The 18951-nt window shown below is 58.0% G+C and carries 15 protein-coding genes; 12 read left to right on the top strand and 3 right to left on the bottom strand.

The window, feature by feature from the left end:
• Positions 1-28: 28 nt before the first annotated feature.
• The 7 genes from apaG to KGD89_RS02965 all read left to right on the top strand — a co-directional run bounded on the left by apaG (position 29) and on the right by KGD89_RS02965 (position 8167).
• Positions 29-409: a Co2+/Mg2+ efflux protein ApaG gene (gene apaG / locus KGD89_RS02995; protein ID WP_025258341.1), complete on the top strand. Its 381-nt coding sequence runs from the start codon at positions 29-31 to the stop codon at positions 407-409.
• Complete coding sequence (locus KGD89_RS02990; RefSeq protein ID WP_025258340.1) at positions 409-1293, top strand: symmetrical bis(5'-nucleosyl)-tetraphosphatase; 885 nt, start codon at positions 409-411, stop codon at positions 1291-1293. The genes apaG and KGD89_RS02990 overlap by 1 nt, the downstream gene beginning before the upstream one ends.
• 23 nt (positions 1294-1316) lie before the next feature.
• Positions 1317-1637, top strand: coding sequence for a thiosulfate sulfurtransferase GlpE (gene glpE, locus KGD89_RS02985; RefSeq protein ID WP_025258339.1), 321 nt, complete (start codon positions 1317-1319; stop codon positions 1635-1637).
• 335 nt (positions 1638-1972) lie between these two features.
• Positions 1973-3895: a PrkA family serine protein kinase gene (locus KGD89_RS02980; protein WP_025258338.1), complete on the top strand. Its 1923-nt coding sequence runs from the start codon at positions 1973-1975 to the stop codon at positions 3893-3895.
• A gap of 116 nt (positions 3896-4011) precedes the next feature.
• Positions 4012-5283, top strand: a complete 1272-nt coding sequence (locus tag KGD89_RS02975; RefSeq protein ID WP_025258337.1) for a YeaH/YhbH family protein — start codon at positions 4012-4014, stop codon at positions 5281-5283.
• Positions 5280-6842, top strand: coding sequence for a SpoVR family protein (locus tag KGD89_RS02970; protein WP_025258336.1), 1563 nt, complete (start codon positions 5280-5282; stop codon positions 6840-6842). Before KGD89_RS02975 ends, KGD89_RS02970 begins: the two co-directional genes overlap by 4 nt.
• 86 nt (positions 6843-6928) lie before the next feature.
• Positions 6929-8167 carry a multifunctional CCA addition/repair protein gene (locus tag KGD89_RS02965; protein WP_025258335.1) on the top strand — a complete coding sequence of 413 codons (1239 nt, stop codon included), beginning with the start codon at positions 6929-6931 and terminating at the stop codon, positions 8165-8167.
• Positions 8168-8297: 130 nt separating this feature from the next.
• Here KGD89_RS02965 and folK read toward each other — a convergent pair whose 3' ends face one another.
• The gene (folK, locus tag KGD89_RS02960) at positions 8298-8813 is read right to left on the bottom strand and encodes a 2-amino-4-hydroxy-6-hydroxymethyldihydropteridine diphosphokinase (RefSeq protein ID WP_025258334.1); all 516 of its coding nucleotides are present in this window, start codon (positions 8811-8813) and stop codon (positions 8298-8300) included.
• Complete coding sequence (gene folB, locus KGD89_RS02955) at positions 8804-9157, bottom strand: dihydroneopterin aldolase (protein ID WP_025258333.1); 354 nt, start codon at positions 9155-9157, stop codon at positions 8804-8806. The genes folK and folB overlap by 10 nt, the downstream gene beginning before the upstream one ends.
• A gap of 74 nt (positions 9158-9231) precedes the next feature.
• On the opposite strand from folB, the gene plsY reads away from it, so the two are divergent.
• Positions 9232-9801 carry a glycerol-3-phosphate 1-O-acyltransferase PlsY gene (gene plsY, locus KGD89_RS02950; RefSeq protein ID WP_025258332.1) on the top strand — a complete coding sequence of 190 codons (570 nt, stop codon included), beginning with the start codon at positions 9232-9234 and terminating at the stop codon, positions 9799-9801.
• A gap of 39 nt (positions 9802-9840) precedes the next feature.
• Here the strand turns inward: plsY and tsaD are convergent, their stop codons facing one another.
• Complete coding sequence (tsaD, locus tag KGD89_RS02945; RefSeq protein ID WP_025258331.1) at positions 9841-10866, bottom strand: tRNA (adenosine(37)-N6)-threonylcarbamoyltransferase complex transferase subunit TsaD; 1026 nt, start codon at positions 10864-10866, stop codon at positions 9841-9843.
• 198 nt (positions 10867-11064) lie between these two features.
• Between tsaD and rpsU the strand changes: the two genes are divergently transcribed.
• From rpsU to KGD89_RS02925, 4 genes are all read left to right on the top strand, one after another.
• The gene (rpsU, locus tag KGD89_RS02940; RefSeq protein ID WP_002551877.1) at positions 11065-11280 is read left to right on the top strand and encodes a 30S ribosomal protein S21; all 216 of its coding nucleotides are present in this window, start codon (positions 11065-11067) and stop codon (positions 11278-11280) included.
• Positions 11281-11749: 469 nt separating this feature from the next.
• Positions 11750-13708 carry a DNA primase gene (gene dnaG / locus KGD89_RS02935; RefSeq protein WP_025258330.1) on the top strand — a complete coding sequence of 653 codons (1959 nt, stop codon included), beginning with the start codon at positions 11750-11752 and terminating at the stop codon, positions 13706-13708.
• Positions 13709-13775: 67 nt separating this feature from the next.
• Complete coding sequence (rpoD, locus tag KGD89_RS02930; protein WP_025258329.1) at positions 13776-15626, top strand: RNA polymerase sigma factor RpoD; 1851 nt, start codon at positions 13776-13778, stop codon at positions 15624-15626.
• 139 nt (positions 15627-15765) lie between these two features.
• A complete protein-coding gene (locus KGD89_RS02925; RefSeq protein WP_074568895.1) occupies positions 15766-18936 on the top strand; it encodes a bifunctional diguanylate cyclase/phosphodiesterase in 3171 nt (1056 codons plus the stop codon).
• Positions 18937-18951 lie beyond the last annotated feature (15 nt).

The raw sequence follows: 18951 nt of genomic DNA, 5'->3' as shown, positions 1-18951 counted from the left end.
CGCTGCTATAGCTTTCAAGGTCTACCGCATGTCCGATTCCCGTTATCAGGTCGACGTCAGCGTCGTCACGCGCTTCCTCGCAGAACAATCGCAACCCGAGCAGAATCGCTTCGCCTTCGCTTACACCGTCACCGTCCAGAATAACGGCGAGCTGCCGGCCAGACTGCTGTCACGGCACTGGGTCATCACCGACGGTGACGGCCATGTCGAGGAAGTGCGTGGCGAGGGCGTCGTGGGCCAGCAACCGCTGATCAAGGCTGGCCAGAGCCATACCTACAGCAGCGGCACGGTGATGACGACGAAAGTCGGCAACATGCAAGGCTCGTATCAGATGCTCGCCGAGGACGGTAAACGCTTCGATGCGGTGATTGCGCCCTTCCGTCTCGCCGTCCCTGGCTCACTTCACTGATGGCTGTGTATGCCGTTGGCGACCTGCAAGGCTGCCTTGAGCCCCTGAAGTGCCTGCTGGGGGATGTCCGGTTCGATCCTGAAAAGGATCAGCTATGGCTGGTAGGCGATCTGGTCAACCGCGGCCCACAGTCGCTGGAGACGTTGCGCTTTCTTTACAGCATCCGCGAATCCGTGGTCTGCGTACTGGGCAATCATGACCTGCATCTGCTGGCCGCCTCGCGGAACATCGAGCGCCTGAAAAAGGCCGACACCCTGCGCGAAATCATTGAGGCGCCCGACGGCAACGACCTGCTGGACTGGGTGCGTCGGCAAAAGCTGATGCACTACGATGAACAGCGCAATATCGCCATGACCCATGCGGGTATTCCGCCGCAGTGGTCACTGAAGAAAGCCCTCAAATACGCCAGCGAAGTCGAGCAGGCCCTGCAGGACGACAACCTGTACGACCCCTTCCTGGATGGCATGTACGGCAATGAACCCGTCAAGTGGGACAACGACCTGCAAGGCGTGACGCGGCTGCGGGTGATCACCAATTACTTCACCCGCATGCGTTTCTGCACCCGCGAAGGCAAGCTCGACCTCAAGAGCAAGGAAGGCATCGAAACCGCCTTGCCTGGCTATGAGCCATGGTTCAAGCATCCGACTCGCAAGACCCGTGACCTGAAGATCATCTTCGGCCACTGGGCAGCCCTTGAAGGCAATTGCGATGAACCCGGCGTTTATGCGCTGGACAGCGGGTGTGTATGGGGCGGTGCCATGACCCTGATGAACGTCGATACCCTTGAACGTCATCGCTGCGATTGCGATGCTGTCGGCAATGCCGCCACGCGCCCGGCAACGACCCTCATTCCCCAGCCAGAGGCCAGCGAGGCCCGGCGTTAAAAGATCAGCTCAGGAGTCCAGCCATGACCGAATTCAAACGCATTCCCCCTGAACAGGCCCAAGCCCTTCGCGAGCAGGGTGCCGTACTGGTAGACGTGCGCGACCCGCAGGCTTTCGCCAGCAATCACATCACCGACTCTCACCACCTGGACAATCACTCGATCGCCGACTTCATCGCCAAGGCCGATCTGGACAAACCGCTGGTAGTGGTCTGCTACCACGGCAACTCCAGCCAGAGTGCCGCCGCCTACCTCGTGGGCCAGGGCTTCTCCGAGGTGTACAGCCTCGACGGCGGCTTTGAATTGTGGCGCACCACCTTTCCAAACGAAACGGCGCAGGGTTAACGACAGAACGGATGCTGGTGCAGACACGCATAAACACCCGGCACACTCTGAAAAAATATTTTTATCAAGCCGATCCCGCGTCCTGCGCGGGTTCGCGCCCAAACTGACGAACGGTCAGCCCCACTTCTTGCTCATCCCTTCTTTATCTTTCCGAATCCGAACTATCCTTAGCCTCAGGCCATCCGTAATCAGGGGAGAGCCGGTACACCGGCGCGTGGGTCATCGGTAGTTACTTTTATGGTGTTCTGGGGGGTAAACGGCATCTGGATACTCAGCTGCTACCAGCATCGACTGACGATCCGCCGCCGGCTCAACGTATCGAGCGAGGTGACGTCATGAGTATTTTTAGCCACTTCCAACAACGCTTTGAAACCACACGTCAGGAAGAGCTCTCGTTACAGGAGTATCTGGAGCTCTGCAAACAGGATCGCAGCACCTACGCCTCTGCCGCAGAACGCCTTCTGCTGGCCATTGGCGAGCCGGAGCTGGTGGACACCTCCACCAACTCACGGTTGTCGCGGATCTTTTCCAACAAGGTGATCCGGCGTTATCCGGCCTTTGCCGACTTCCATGGCATGGAAGAATGCATCGACCAGATCGTGTCGTATTTCCGCCATGCAGCCCAAGGCCTGGAAGAGAAGAAACAGATTCTCTACCTGCTTGGCCCGGTAGGTGGCGGCAAATCGTCTCTGGCTGAAAAGCTCAAGCAACTGATCGAAAAAGTCCCCTTCTACGCCATCAAGGGTTCACCCGTATTCGAGTCGCCACTGGGGTTGTTCAATGCAACCGAGGACGGCGCGATTCTCGAAGAAGACTTCGGTATCCCGCGGCGTTACCTCAATACCATCATGTCGCCATGGGCGACAAAGCGTCTGGCTGAGTTCGGGGGCGACATCAGCCAGTTCAAAGTGGTGAAACTCTATCCATCGATTCTCAACCAGATCGGCGTGGCGAAAACCGAGCCGGGGGACGAGAACAACCAGGATATTTCTGCACTGGTAGGTAAAGTCGATATCCGCAAGCTGGAAGAGTTCTCGCAAAACGACGCCGACGCCTACAGCTACTCGGGTGCTCTGTGCCGGGCCAACCAGGGCCTGATGGAATTCGTCGAGATGTTCAAGGCGCCCATCAAGGTTCTGCACCCGTTGCTGACTGCGACCCAGGAAGGCAACTACAACAGTACCGAAGGCCTGGGCGCGATTCCGTTCACGGGCATCCTGCTGGCCCACTCCAACGAATCGGAATGGCACAGCTTCCGTAACAACAAGAACAATGAAGCCTTCATCGACCGGATCTACATCGTGAAGGTGCCTTATTGCCTGCGTATCAGCGACGAGATCAAGATCTACGACAAGCTGCTGTTCAACAGTTCCCTGGCCAAGGCGCACTGCGCGCCGGACACTCTGAAGATGCTGGCGCAGTTCACCACCTTGTCGCGCCTCAAGGAGCCGGAAAACTCCAACATCTACTCCAAGATGCGCGTGTATGACGGCGAAAACCTGAAAGACACCGATCCCAAGGCCAAGTCGATCCAGGAGTACCGCGACAGTGCGGGTGTCGACGAAGGCATGAACGGCCTTTCAACCCGTTTCGCGTTCAAGATTCTGTCCAAGGTCTTCAACTTCGATCCCCACGAGATCGCCGCCAACCCGGTGCACCTGCTCTACGTGCTCGAACAGCAGATCGAACAGGAACAGTTCCCGGCCGAAACCCGCGAACGCTACCTGCGCTTCATCAAGGAGTATCTGGCGCCGCGCTACATCGAGTTCATCGGCAAGGAAATCCAGACCGCGTATCTGGAGTCCTACAGCGAATACGGCCAGAACATCTTCGACCGCTACGTGCTTTACGCAGACTTCTGGATTCAGGACCAGGAATACCGCGATCCGGAAACCGGCGAGATTCTCAACCGCGTTGCCCTGAACGAAGAACTGGAAAAGATCGAGAAACCTGCCGGCATCAGCAACCCGAAAGATTTCCGCAACGAAATCGTCAACTTCGTGTTGCGTGCCCGTGCCAACAACAACGGCAAGAACCCGACCTGGCTCAGCTACGAGAAACTGCGCGTGGTGATCGAGAAGAAAATGTTCTCCAACACCGAAGACCTGCTGCCAGTCATCAGCTTCAACGCCAAAGCCAGCAAAGAGGATCAACAGAAACACAACGACTTCGTCACCCGAATGGTCGAGCGGGGCTATACCGACAAACAGGTGCGTCTACTCTCCGAGTGGTATCTGCGCGTGCGCAAGTCGCAGTGATGCAGCGGTAAGCTACAAGCATCAGGCAACAGGCTGGAACGGCCGGTTCGACAGATACGACCGTCGCCAGCTTGTGGCTTGAAGCTGCTTTCTACTTGCGGCTGCCCGGAGGGCCTATGAGTTATGTGATCGACCGACGCCTCAATGGCAAGAACAAGAGCACGGTGAATCGCCAGCGGTTTCTGCGGCGTTACCGTGATCACATCAAAAAAGCAGTGGAAGAAGCCGTCAGCCGTCGCTCCATTACCGATATGGAACACGGCGAACAAATCAGCATTCCTGGCCGCGATATCGACGAGCCGGTGCTTCATCATGGCCGTGGTGGCAAACAGACGGTTGTCCATCCCGGCAACAAGGAATTCTCCAGCGGCGAGCACATCGCCCGTCCGCAAGGTGGCGGCGGTGGCAAAGGACCTGGCAAGGCCAGCAATTCCGGCGAAGGCATGGACGAGTTCGTCTTCCAGATCACTCAGGAAGAATTTCTCGAATTCATGTTCGAGGACCTGGAGCTTCCCAACCTCGTTAAACGCAACCTGACCGGCACCGACACCTTCAAGACCGTACGCGCAGGCATCAGCAACGAGGGCAATCCCTCGCGCATCAATATCATCCGGACCCTGCGCTCGGCCCATGCGCGCCGTATCGCACTTTCCGGCAGCAGCCGCGCCAAGCTCAAGGAAACGGTGACCGAGCTGGAGCGTCTCAAGCGCGAAGAGCCGGACAACTTCGGCGACATCCAGGAACTGGAAGTCGAAATAGATCGTTTGAAAGCACGTATTCGCCGCGTGCCTTACTTGGATACTTTCGACCTCAAGTACAACCTGCTGGTCAAGCAACCCAACCCAAGCTCCAAGGCGGTGATGTTCTGTCTGATGGACGTCTCTGGCTCCATGACTCAGGCAACCAAGGATGTCGCCAAGCGATTTTTCATCCTGCTGTACCTGTTTCTCAAGCGTAACTACGACAAGATCGAAGTGGTGTTCATCCGCCACCACACCAGCGCCCGGGAAGTGGACGAAGAAGAGTTCTTCTATTCACGGGAAACCGGCGGCACCATCGTTTCCAGCGCCCTGAAACTGATGCAGGAGATCATGGCCGAGCGCTATCCGAGCAACGAATGGAACATCTATGCCGCCCAGGCTTCCGATGGCGACAACTGGAACGACGACTCACCGATCTGCCGCGAAATCCTCACCAAGCAGATCATGCCGTTCGTGCAGTACTACACCTATGTGGAGATCACGCCCCGAGAGCATCAGGCACTATGGTTCGAATACGAACGCATCGGTGAAGAATTTGCCGACACCTTTGCCCAGCAACAGCTGGTCTCTGCCGGCGATATCTATCCGGTATTCCGTGAACTCTTCCAGCGCAGGTTAGTGACATGACCGCTAGAGAGCAGAAGCGCCAACCCCTTTCCACGGGGTCCGAGTGGACATTTGAACTGATCCAGGCCTACGACCGCGAAATCAGCCGTATCGCCGAGCGCTATGCCCTGGATACCTACCCAAATCAGATCGAGGTCATCACGGCCGAACAGATGATGGACGCCTATGCCTCGGTGGGAATGCCGCTGGGCTATCACCACTGGTCATACGGCAAGCATTTCCTGAGCACCGAGAAATCCTACACTCGCGGGCAGATGGGTCTGGCCTACGAGATCGTGATCAACTCGGACCCGTGCATTGCCTATCTGATGGAAGAAAACACCATCTGCATGCAGGCACTTGTGGTTGCCCACGCCTGCTACGGGCATAACAGCTTCTTCAAGGGCAACTACCTGTTCCGCACCTGGACCGATGCCAGTTCGATCATTGACTACCTGGTCTTCGCCAAGCAGTACATCATGCAATGCGAAGAGCGCCATGGCATCGATGCAGTGGAAGACCTGCTCGACTCCTGTCATGCCCTGATGAACTATGGTGTCGACCGCTACAAGCGGCCCTACCCGATTTCAGCCGAAGAAGAGCGACGCCGACAAAAGGATCGCGAAGAACACCTGCAACGGCAGATCAACGACCTGTGGCGCACCATTCCGAAAGGTGCCGACAAGAGCAGCAAGGAGGACAACGCCCGTTTCCCTGCCGAGCCACAGGAAAACATCCTGTACTTCATCGAGAAGCATGCGCCGCTGCTGGAACCCTGGCAGCGCGAAGTAGTGCGCATCGTGCGCAAGATTGCCCAGTATTTCTATCCGCAGCGCCAGACTCAGGTGATGAACGAAGGCTGGGCGACGTTCTGGCACTACACGCTGATGAACGATCTGTACGACGAAGGGCTGGTCACCGATGGCTTCATGCTGGAGTTCCTGCAATCGCACACCAGCGTGGTCTATCAGCCTGGCTTCGACAGCCCCTATTACAGCGGCATCAACCCGTACACCCTGGGTTTTGCCATGTATCAGGACATTCGGCGCATGTGTGAGCACCCAACCGACGAGGATCGCCACTGGTTCCCGGAAATTGCTGGCACGGACTGGCTGACGGCGATCAAATTCGCCATGTCCAGCTTCAAGGACGAGAGTTTCATCCTCCAGTACCTGTCGCCCAAGGTCATTCGTGACCTCAAGCTGTTCAGCATCATGGATGACGACCAGAAAGACGACCTGCTGGTGCCCGCCATCCATGACGAAGCCGGTTATCGGACCATTCGGGAAACGCTGGCCGCTCAATACAACCTGGGCAATCGCGAACCCAACGTGCAGATCTACAGCATCGACCGCCGTGGCGACCGTTCACTGACGCTGCGCCATCAACAACACAACCGCAAACCACTGGGCGATTCAACGGACGAAGTGCTCAAACACCTGCACCGTCTGTGGGGCTTCGATATCCATCTGGAAACCCTGCAAGGCGATCAGGTGATGAAAACCCACCATGTCCCACCACGCGGCGAACATGCCGAGGGAGACTATCCGAGGCTCGACCTGGCAGTTGTTCATCTCTGAAGAACATAACCGCAGAGAATGTTTTTAACTTTTAACCTCCGTAGGGACGACTCAGGTTTATCCTGTCGTGCTTATGGAGGTTTTTTATGCAGATTTATAAAGTTGGTGGCGCTGTACGCGACCGCCTGCTGGGTCAACCCGTTACCGATACCGACTGGGTCGTCGTAGGTGCCAGCGCCGATGAAATGCTGGTCAAAGGTTATCGTCCGGTGGGTACTGATTTTCCGGTCTTTCTTCATCCTCTGACGGGTGAGGAATACGCACTGGCTCGCACCGAGCGCAAGAACGGCGTTGGTTACGGCGGCTTCATCTTTCACGCCAGCCCTGACGTCACACTCGAACAGGACCTGATCCGCCGCGATCTGACCATCAATGCCATAGCCGAAGACAAGGACGGTAATCTGACCGATCCCTATGGCGGACAGCACGATATCGAAGCCCGAGTCTTGCGCCACGTTTCACCTGCGTTCGCCGAAGATCCGCTCAGAGTATTGCGTGTCGCCCGTTTCGCAGCCCGCTATGCACCTTTGGGTTTCAGCATCGCGCCCGAAACACTGAAACTGATGCGCCAGCTCAGCGAATCCGGTGAACTCAAGGCCCTGACACCCGAGCGCAGCTGGAAGGAAATCTCCCGGGCGCTGATGGAAAATCAGCCTCAGGTTTTCATTCAGGTGCTGCATGACTGTGGCGCTCTCAAGGAACTGATTCCCGAAGTCGAGGCGCTGTTCGGCGTACCGCAGCCTGCCGCCCATCACCCCGAAATCGACACAGGCAAGCATGTACTCAGCGTGCTGGGGCAATCCGCCCTTCATCAACAGCCACTGAGCGTACGCTGGGCCTGCCTGCTGCATGATCTGGGTAAAGGGCTGACTCCCGAAGCCGAATGGCCTCGGCATATCGCCCACGAACACAGGGGCCTGCGCCTGATAAAAGCGGTCAACGAGCGCTTCAAGGTGCCGAAGGAATGTCAGGAACTGGCGCTACTGGTTGGCCAGTATCACACTCATGGACATCGCGCCCTTGAGCTGAAACCCCTGACCCTGCTGGAGCTACTGCACAGCTTCGACGTCTACCGTCGCCCGCAACGCTTTGAGGAATTCATTGTGGCTTGCGAGATGGACGCTCGTGGGCGCGACGGTTTCGAGGAGCGTAATTATCCACAGGCTGACTACCTGCGCGGCGCAGCCCATGCGGCCCGAACTGTTGCGGTCCAGCCGCTGGTGGAAAAGGGCTTGAAGGGACAGGACCTGGGCAATGCGCTGAAAAACGAAAGGCTGGATGCGCTCAAGGTGTACAAGGCCGAGCACACTGCACTTCGGGAATGAATCCCACAAGATCATGAATTAAATGGATTTTCCGTGGGAGCGAATTCATTCGCCAGAGGCCCGTGAGCTGAAAAAAACCTATCGCCCTCAATGACGTCTCGCGAATGAGCGGAGCGCCGCCCGATTGCTCCTACACCTCTTCTGGCGTCAGCTGTATTCCGCGCCACTCGAACGCTACAGGCAAGAGCTGCTGATCGATCTGAGCATCAGCCCAGAGCGTGCCGAAAGGCACGCCAACACCCGGATGCAAGCGATCCGCCGCGATCAGCGACAAGGGCCACAACACAAAGGCGTTCTTGAGGATTTCTGCACGCGGCAGGATCAAACCGTCGAAATTACCGACCAGCTCACCATACAGAAGCACATCGATATCCAGCGGCAACCCTTTGCGATCCGGAGCATAACGGCCGCTATCGGCTTCGATCATCTTCAAACGGCGACCCAGATCCAGAAGCGGCAGGTCGGTCAGGGCCGAGACGACCAGATTGAAGAACGGACCACTCTTGATCCCCACCGGCTGGCTTTCGAAGACCGGTGAGCAGGTCAGATCGCTCAGGAAGGAATCGAGCGCATCCAGCCCGGCATGCAAATGCCTTTCGCGCTCGATATTACTGCCGAGCCCAAGAAAAACCCGAGTCAGCGACATCCGCGCTCGATCTCCACGCCCACGCCCTTGGCAGCGGCGACAGCGCCCGGCTTGGTCAGCCTCAGACGCAGCCAGGGAATATGAAACTCACTCATCAGCACTTCGGCCAGACGCTCGGCAAAAGTCTCCACCAACTGGAACTGCGCCTGCTCGGCAAAAGCCTGGATGCGAGCGGAAACACTCGCATAGTCCAAGGCCTTGCTCAGGTCGTCACCCGCTGCGGCAGGCCGGTTATCCCAGGCAAAACTCAGGTCCAGCCGCAAGCACTGGCGGATGCCACGTTCCCAGTCATAAGCGCCGATCACCGTATCGACCTCAAGACCGTCAATGAAAACTCTGTCCAAGCACTACTCTCCACTGCACGACAAGGGCGCGATGCCCCGTTAGAATCAGGGCATCCTCGCCCGGAATGGTTAGCATGTTTTGGTTACTGGCTATTTTCGCCTACCTGCTCGGCTCACTGTCCTTCGCCATCCTGCTCAGCCGCCTCAATGGCAGCCCGGACCCACGTGCCAGTGGCTCGGGCAATGCAGGCGCGACCAACATGCTGCGTCTGGCCGGTAAAAAAGCTGCCGTCCTGACCCTGATAGGCGACCTCTGTAAAGGCCTGCTCCCCGTACTGCTTGCCAACCTTGGCGGCCTTGACCCGCGAGACCAGGCCTGGATAGGCCTTTGCGCCGTACTGGGCCATCTGTTTCCGTTGTACTTTCGCTTCAAGGGCGGCAAAGGCGTTGCAACCGCCGCCGGCATGCTGCTGGGGCTCTACCCTCCCGCAGCAGCGCTGGCCATCACGACCTGGCTGCTGACGTTCTACCTGACCCGCACCAGCTCGCTCGCCGCGCTGATCGCCACACCATTGACCCTGCCACTGCTGGCCTGGCAGGAACCCCGGGCATTATTGCCCATGAGTGTCCTGACCCTGCTGATCGTCTGGCGTCATCGCGGCAATCTACGCGACCTGCTCGCCGGGCGCGAACGGCATTTCTGAAGGTACGCATGAAAACGGCTCACCTTCGACATGCCGCCCTCAGATACCCGACAACTGCTCCATCGGCCAGCGTGCCTGCACACTGATACTCAAATCTTCCTTCTGGCCCGCCTGCAGACGCTGACAACCGGCAAATGCGATCATCGCGCCGTTATCGGTGCAGAACTCGGGACGAGCGTAGTAAACATGACCACGCAGGTCCGCCAGCATGCTCTCCAGCGACTCTCGCAACGCCTTGTTGGCACTGACGCCACCGGCGATGACCAGGCTTTTGAGGCCGGTCTGCTTGAGTGCCCGCTTGCACTTGATGGTCAAAGTCTCCACTACCGCCTGCTGGAAGGCCAGAGAGATGTCGCAACGGGTTTGCTCGCTGTCGTCTCCAGCGCTCTGGCACTGCTGCCAGGCATTGAGGGCAGAGGTTTTCAGACCACTGAAGCTGAATTCCAGGCCGGGACGGTCGGTCATCGGACGCGGAAATACAAAACGCCCCGCTACACCGCGAGTCGCCAGACGGGAAATCTCGGGACCACCCGGATATTGCAGGCCCATCATCTTGGCGGTCTTGTCGAAAGCCTCGCCTGCGGCGTCATCCAGGGTTTCGCCCAACAGCTCATAGCGACCGATACCGTCGACCCGGACCAGTTGCGTATGCCCGCCGGACACCAGCAAGGCGACGAACGGAAACTGTGGCGGCTGCTCTTCAAGCATCGGCGCCAGCAGATGACCTTCCATGTGATGAACACCAAGGGCCGGAATATCCCAGGCAAATGCCAGGGCCTGGGCACATGACGCACCGACCAGCAAGGCGCCGACCAGACCCGGCCCGGCCGTGTAGGCAATGGCATCGATATCGGTCGCGACACAGTCCGCTTCAGCCAGCGTCTGGCGAATGAGTGGCAGCATGCGCTTGACGTGATCGCGCGATGCCAGCTCTGGTACCACGCCACCATAAGCACGATGCAGGTCGATCTGACTGAACAATGCATCCGCCAGCAAACCGCGTTCGCTGTCGTAAAGCGCGACGCCGGTTTCGTCGCAGGAAGTTTCTAATCCCAGTACTAACATGGGTTTGCGCCTTGTAGGGGGCAGATTTGAAGGCGCGCATGATAGTCGTCGCAAAAGGCTCCGACCAGCGGTTTTCGATCAGAGGCTTTGCATTCCTCTCAATGAGGGGTTAACATCCGCAACCCTTAAAAACCGACGTACTTTTGTGCAGTGTTTGCACGAGGCGTTGACCCCGGTAATGAATGAAGGTAGCTCTGGATGCCAGCCGTCAAAGTTAAAGAGAACGAACCCTTCGACGTAGCTCTGCGTCGTTTCAAGCGCTCCTGCGAAAAAGCCGGTGTTCTGGCTGAAGTTCGTAGCCGCGAATTTTACGAGAAGCCGACTTCCGAGCGTAAGCGTAAGGCAGCTGCTGCTGTCAAGCGTCACGCCAAGAAAGTCCAGCGCGAACAGCGCCGCGCCGTTCGTCTGTATTAATTTACAGCCTTACGTCGCAAGCTTCTGCCTTGCCCGGCCATCAAAGCCGGGCTGTCGGCAGTTGGAGCACTAGCCTCACGCTTCATTGACAGAGGCTGTCGAAGCCGCACACGCGACCAAGACAAATCCGTCAAAGCACGTCCAGCCTGCTTCAGGCAACGTTGATTGATCTGTCCTTCGGGCAGGCTTGATCAATGAGCATGACGAGCATGCCTTGATGACTTCGCAAGAAGCTCAGCCAAGGCAGCGTCTCTTGCGATCCCTCAGTGAACACCAAAGCTCAAGGCTGAAGTCGAATTCACATGAAATCGCTGCACACTTATTTCCTTTCAAGGCTGCAGGCCCGATTATCGGATGCCGATACCCGCCCGCATCTCGCTATTCTTGCTGACAAAGGCGGCTGAAATGTTCGCGCACGCTTACAGATTCGCCACGATAATTTCGTAATACGCCTGATGACGAGAACGCCATGGCCGGGCTGATTCCCCAAAGCTTCATTGACGACCTCCTGAACCGCACCGACATCGTCGATGTTGTCAGCTCGCGCGTGCAATTGAAGAAAACCGGGAAGAATTTCAGCGCCTGCTGCCCGTTCCACAAAGAGAAAACACCCTCTTTCAGCGTCAGCCCGGACAAGCAGTTCTATTACTGCTTCGGCTGTGGTGCAGGCGGTAACGCGCTTGGCTTCGTCATGGACCACGACAACCTGGACTTTCCCCAGGCGGTCGAGGAGCTTGCCAAAGCAGCTGGCATGGAAGTCCCCCGGGAACAGAACGTCAAAGGCCAGAAGCCGCGCCAGCCGACCGACTCCCCGCTGTACCCGCTGCTGGCAGCCGCCGCCGAGTTCTATCGTCAGGCCCTGAAAAGCCACCCGATGCGCAAGGCCGCCGTGGACTACCTCAAGGGTCGCGGCCTGTCCGGCGAGATCGCCCGGGACTTCGGCATGGGGTTCGCCCCGCCCGGCTGGGACAACCTCTACAAGCACCTGAGCAGCGACACGCTTCAGCAAAAGGTCATGATCGATGCCGGCCTGCTGATCGAGAACGCGGAAACCGGCAAGCGCTACGACCGTTTTCGCGACCGAGTCATGTTTCCGATCCGCGACTCACGAGGCCGCGTCATTGCCTTTGGTGGCCGGGTACTGGGCGACGACAAGCCCAAGTACCTGAACTCCCCTGAAACCCCTGTCTTTCACAAGGGCCAGGAGCTGTACGGCCTGTTCGAGGCACGCAAACACAATCGCAACCTAGACGAAATCATTGTCGTCGAGGGCTACATGGACGTCATCGCCCTGGCCCAGCAAGGCCTGCGCAATGCCGTCGCGACACTTGGCACCGCAACCAGCGAAGAGCACTTGAAACGGCTGTTCAGGGTCGTACCCAACGTGCTGTTCTGCTTCGACGGCGACCAGGCTGGCCGCAATGCCGCATGGCGCGCACTGGAAGCCACCCTGTCGAGCCTGCAGGACGGACGCCGCGCCCGCTTTCTGTTCCTGCCCGAAGGCGAAGACCCGGACACTCTGGTGCGCTCCGAAGGCACCGATGCTTTCAAGGCACGCATCAATCAGCATGCCCAGCCGCTGGCCGACTATTTTTTCGAGCAGTTGACCAAGGAATCCGACCCGCGCTCCCTCGAAGGCAAGGCCCATATGGCCACCCTCGCCGCACCGCTGATCGACAAGGTTCCCGGCGCCAATCTGCGCACGCTGATGCGTCAGCGCCTCAGCGAAATCACCGGCCTCAACAACGAAGCCGTCAGCCAGTTGGTACAAAGTGCACCCGCAGATGTGCCTCCCAGCTACGATCCGTACGTCGATTACGACGCAATGCCGGATTTCGCGGATTACCAGCAGCACGGCGGCCACGAAGAGCAGCCGCAATGGACGCCCAAGAAAGCCGGTGGTCAGAATCAGAAAAAATGGGACAACAAAAAGTCCTGGGGCAAAGGGGGTAAGCGTCAGGAGTTCGAGCCTCGTGCACCACGCGTACCAACGGCCGTAGAACCGCCGTTGCAAGCGGCACTGAGAACCCTGCTGCATCACCCGGAACTGGCCGAGAAAGTCGAAAATGCGAGCCATTTCGCGGCAGAAGACCACGCACAGGCGCAGTTACTGGTCGCCTTGATCGAGGCCAGGCAAAAGAATCCGAATCTTCGGTCGTTACAATTGATAGCGCGTTGGCATGGCACGGAACAGGGCCGATTGCTGCGCGCATTGGCAGAAAAGGAATGGTTGATCGAGGCCGATAACCTTGAACAACAGTTTTTCGACACTATAACTAGGCTATCGGCAAACCAACGTGAGCGGAACATTGATCAGTTGATCATCAAGGATCGCCAGGTAGGCCTCACGGCAGAAGAGAAAACTCAACTGCTTCGGCTCCTTAGTCGCAATGTTTCTGCACAAAACCCGACCTCAACTGGCGCGTGAGGTCATAGCTCGGGTATAATCCTCGGCTTGTTTTTTGCCCGCCAAGACCTTCAGTGGATAGGGTGTTATGTCCGGAAAAGCGCAACAGCAGTCTCGTATCAAAGAGTTGATCACCCTGGGTCGTGAGCAGAAGTATCTGACTTACGCAGAGGTCAACGACCACTTGCCTGAGGATATTTCAGATCCTGAGCAGGTGGAAGACATCATCCGCATGATCAATGACATGGGGATCCCGGTACACGAGAGTGCTCCGGACGCAGACGCCCTGATGCTGGCCGATGCCGATACCGATGAAGCCGCCGCAGAAGAAGCGGCCGCAGCATTGGCAGCGGTTGAAACCGACATCGGTCGTACTACCGATCCCGTGCGTATGTACATGCGCGAAATGGGTACCGTTGAACTCCTGACCCGTGAAGGCGAAATCGAAATCGCCAAACGTATCGAGGAAGGCATCCGTGAAGTGATGAGCGCCATCGCGCACTTCCCTGGCACGGTTGATCATATTCTCTCCGAATACGAGCGTGTCACGAGCGAAGGCGGCCGCCTGTCCGACGTTCTGAGCGGTTACATCGACCCGGACGACGGCATTGCACCGCCGGCCGAAGTCCCACCGCCTATCGACGCAAAAGCAGCCAAGGCTGACGACAGCGACGATGACGAGGAAGAATCGGGCGACGCTTCCGACGATGAAGAAGAAGCCGAAAGCGGTCCTGATCCGGTCATTGCCCAGCAGCGCTTTGGCGCCGTTGCCGACCAGATGGAAATCACCCGCAAGGCGCTCAAGAAATTCGGTCGTGAAGACAAGAATTCCATCGCTGAACTGGTTGCCCTGGCTGAACTGTTCATGCCGATCAAACTGGTTCCAAAACAGTTTGAAGGCCTGGTAGAGCGCGTTCGCAGTGCACTTGATCGTCTCCGTGCTCAAGAGCGCGCGATCATGCAACTCTGTGTGCGTGACGCCCGCATGCCACGTGCCGACTTCCTGCGCCAGTTCCCGGGCAACGAAGTTGACGAAAGCTGGACCGACGCACTGGCCAAAGGCAAGAGCAAGTACGCCGAAGCCATTGCCCGTCTGCAGCCGGACATCCAGCGTTGCCAGCAGAAGCTGACCGCGCTCGAAGAAGAAACCGGCCTGAAGATTGCCGAGATCAAGGACATCAACCGTCGCATGTCGATCGGTGAGGCCAAGGCCCGCCGCGCGAAGAAAGAGATGGTCGAAGCGAACTTGCGTCTGGTGATCTCCATCGCCAAGAAGTACACCAACCGCGGCCTGCAATTCCTCGACCTGATCCAGGAAGGCAACATCGGCCTGATGAAAGCGGTGGACAAGTTCGAATACCGTCGTGGCTACAAGTTCTCGACCTATGCAACCTGGTGGATCCGTCAGGCGATCACTCGCTCGATCGCCGACCAGGCACGCACCATCCGTATTCCGGTGCACATGATCGAGACGATCAACAAGCTCAACCGCATTTCCCGCCAGATGCTGCAGGAAATGGGTCGTGAACCGACTCCGGAAGAGCTGGGCGAGCGCATGGAAATGCCTGAGGACAAGATCCGCAAGGTACTGAAGATCGCCAAAGAGCCGATCTCCATGGAAACCCCGATCGGTGACGACGAAGACTCGCATCTGGGTGACTTCATCGAAGACTCGACCATGCAGTCGCCAATCGATGTCGCCACTGTTGAAAGCCTGAAAGAAGCCACACGCGAAGTGCTGTCGGGCCTTACCGCCCGTGAAGCCAAGGTTCTGCGTATGCGTTTCGGCATCGACATGAATACCGACCACACGCTGGAAGAGGTTGGTAAGCAGTTTGACGTAACCCGCGAGCGGATTCGTCAGATCGAAGCCAAGGCACTGCGCAAGCTGCGTCACCCGACAAGAAGCGAGCACCTGCGCTCGTTCCTTGACGAGTAACAGCACACGCAAGTCAAAACCCCCGGCCCGCCGGGGGTTTTGCTTTTCTGGAATAACACTTTCCGGTTAGTAGTTTTTTCACCCCTTCCCCAACGCCGTCTACACTCGTCTCATTACCATCCGCCGCTATGAGGCTGCCATGTTACGACTGTCGGCCATCACACTCTTTTGTCTGATCGGCTCCATAGCAAACGCCAACACCCAAGACTTGCCTGCCCGGCTTCATCAAACACAGAACCCAGGCTCATGGCTCGCCCAGCAGGACTCCAAAGCCTTGCTACTCGCGTCGGACAGCACGCTGACGAGCCTGCAACAGCCCGAAGTTCACAGCTGGATAAACAACGAACCGGTGCATTGGGAAAACTTTCTACTTTATGGCCTGCCGGGCTTATTACTACTTTCGGCTGCTCTTGCAGTGGTTATCCGTAATAACCGAAAGCTCAGCCTGGAGATTTCTCGTGGCATTGAGCTGGAGCAGAAACTTCGTGGCAGCGAACATCATTACCGGGGGCTGGTAGAAAGCCTTTCCGCCGTGGCCTGGGAAGCCAACCCGGAAAAGATGACCTACAACTACGTCTCGCCGCAGGCAGAAAGCCTGCTGGGTTATCCACTGTCGAAATGGCTGCAACCTGGCTTCTGGCGCAGCATCGTGCACCCCGAAGACCTGAATGCTGCCGAAACCTTCTGCAAGCAACAGGCCTTAAGCGGCAACGATCACAGCCTCGACTACCGGGTCCGCAATGCCGAAGGGCGGATACTCTGGATCAGGGACATCGTCAGCCTCATCAAGCGCGGGCCGGATCCCGTCATCCGTGGCCTGATGATCGACATCAGCGACAGCAAGCTGACCGAGGAAGCCCTGCGCCTGTCCGAAGGGAAATTCGCCTCGGTGTTTGCCCAATGCCCGGACATCCTGATCATCGCCCGCCTGTCCGACGGCATCATTCTCGAGGTCAACAAAGCCTTCGTGACCCAGATCGGCATGAGCAGCGAAGAAGTCATCGGCAAAACCGCTACACAAATCAACCTGTGGGCAGTGCCGGGAGTCGGTCCCGGCCTGCTGGAGCGCCTGCAACAGGACCGGATCCGCAACCTGGAAATGCCTCTGCGGCGCAAGGACGGGCGCACCTTTTCCTGCCTGATGTCAGCCGAACCCTTCGAGATGAGCGCAACGCCAGCCGTATTGCTCACCATCAGCGATATCACACCTCTCAAGCAGGCCCAGCAGCAGTTGCAACTCTCTGAAGAGAAGTTCGCCAAGGCCTTCCATTCATCACCCGACGGCCTGCTTATCGCCCGGACCAGCGACGGCCTGCTGCTGGAGGTCAATGAAGGTTTCTGCCGGATGACCGGCTACAGCGAAAGCCAGTGCCTTGAACGTTCAGGCCTCGACCTGCAGATATGGGTCGACCCTAATGAACGCCAGCAACTGATCAAGCAACTGCAGCAAAATGGCGTGGTACGGGATTTTCGCGGCCAGATCCGGCACCTGGACGGACAGGTCAGGCTTTGCGAAATGTCATCGCATCCCCTGCTCATCGCCGGGGAAGAATGCATCATGACCCTGGCCCGGGACATTACCGAGCGCCAGCAGATGCAGGAAAAACTGCACCTGGCCGCCACCGTCTTCGAGAGTACCGCCGAAGGCGTACTGATCACCGATACGCGCCAGCGCATCAACGCCGTCAACCGGGCGTTCAGCGAAATCACCGGCTACGGCGAGGATGAGGCCCTGGGCCAGACACCTCGCCTGCTCGCCTCGGGCCAGCATGACAGCGCATTCTATGCGGCCATGTGGCATCAACTGAGCGCAGAAGGACACTGGCAAGGAGAAATATGCAACCGCCGCAAGAATGGCGAGCTTTACCCCTGCTGGCTAACGATCAGCGCCGTGCGCAACAAGGATCGCTTCATCACCCACTTCGTCGCCGTCTTTGCCGACATTTCCAGTCTCAAGCACGCCCAGGCGCGCCTGGACTATCAGGCCCATCACGACCCCCTGACCGGCCTGCCCAACCGCACCCTGTTTGAAAACCGCCTGCACTCTGCCCTGTTGCACAGCGAAGAATCGGGCAGCCTCGGTGCCGTGTTGTTTATCGATCTGGATCGCTTCAAACACATCAACGACAGCCTCGGGCACCCCGTGGGCGACCTGCTCCTCAAAGGCATCGCACAACGCCTCAAGGAGACGCTGCGCGACATCGACACCGTGGCGCGCCTGGGCGGCGATGAATTCATCGTCCTGCTGCCCGGCCTGCTGCAACCCGGAGATGCACAAACCATCGGCAGCAAACTCCTGGCCTGCTTCACGGCGCCCTTCCAGGCTGGCGAGCATGAGTTCTTCATGAGCGCCAGCATCGGCAGTTGCCTGTTCCCCACCGATGGCACCGACGTCGCCACGCTGGTCAAGAACGCCGATGCGGCGATGTACCGCTCCAAGGCCAAGGGCCGCAACCGGATCGAAAGCTACACCCGCGACCTGACCTCCCAGGCCAGCGAACGGATCGCCCTTGAACAGGAACTGCGCAGAGCCATCGAACGCAACGAACTGAGCCTGTCATACCAACCCAAGACCAGCCTGCTGACCAACAGACTGGTAGGCGCCGAAGCCCTGATTCGCTGGAGCCACCCGACCTTTGGCGAAGTGCCGCCCGAGCATTTCATCCCGCTGGCGGAAGAGAACGGCATGATCCTGCAAATAGGCGACTGGGTTCTGGAACACGCCTGTCGTCAGATGTACGAATGGCGCAAGAACTACGCGCCTTTCGGCCCGCTCTCGGTCAACCTGGCCGGCGCCCAGCTACGCCAGCCCAATCTGCTCAAACGCATCGAACAACTGCTCGCAGACAACGGCCTGGAGCCCGGCTGTCTGCAACTGGAAATCACCGAAAACTTCATCATGAGCCAGACAGAAGAAGCCCTGTCGGTGCTCCACAAACTGAAAAAACTCGGCGTCCAGCTGGCCATCGACGACTTCGGCACCGGCTACTCATCCCTGAGCTACCTCAAGCGCCTGCCTCTGGACATCCTGAAAATCGACCAGTCCTTCGTCCGCGGCCTCCCGGAAGACACCCACGACGCCGCCATCGTCCGCGCCATCATCGCCCTGGGCCGCAGCATGCAACTCACCATCATCGCCGAAGGCGTGGAGAACCCCGAACAACAGAAATTCCTGACCGAACAAGGCTGCGAACAGATCCAGGGCTACATCGTCAGCCTCCCCTTGCCACCCGAGGAATTCTGCTCCAGATTTCTTCTTATGAATCTTTCGGATTTTTCGGATAGCACAGCCGCGAAACCGCCGTTATAATCCGCGGCCTACTGA

Source organism: Pseudomonas cichorii, assembly GCF_018343775.1.
GTDB lineage: Bacteria > Pseudomonadota > Gammaproteobacteria > Pseudomonadales > Pseudomonadaceae > Aquipseudomonas > Aquipseudomonas cichorii.
The sequence above is the reverse complement of the archived record's forward strand: the minus strand, read 5'-3'. Positions and strand labels throughout refer to the sequence as shown.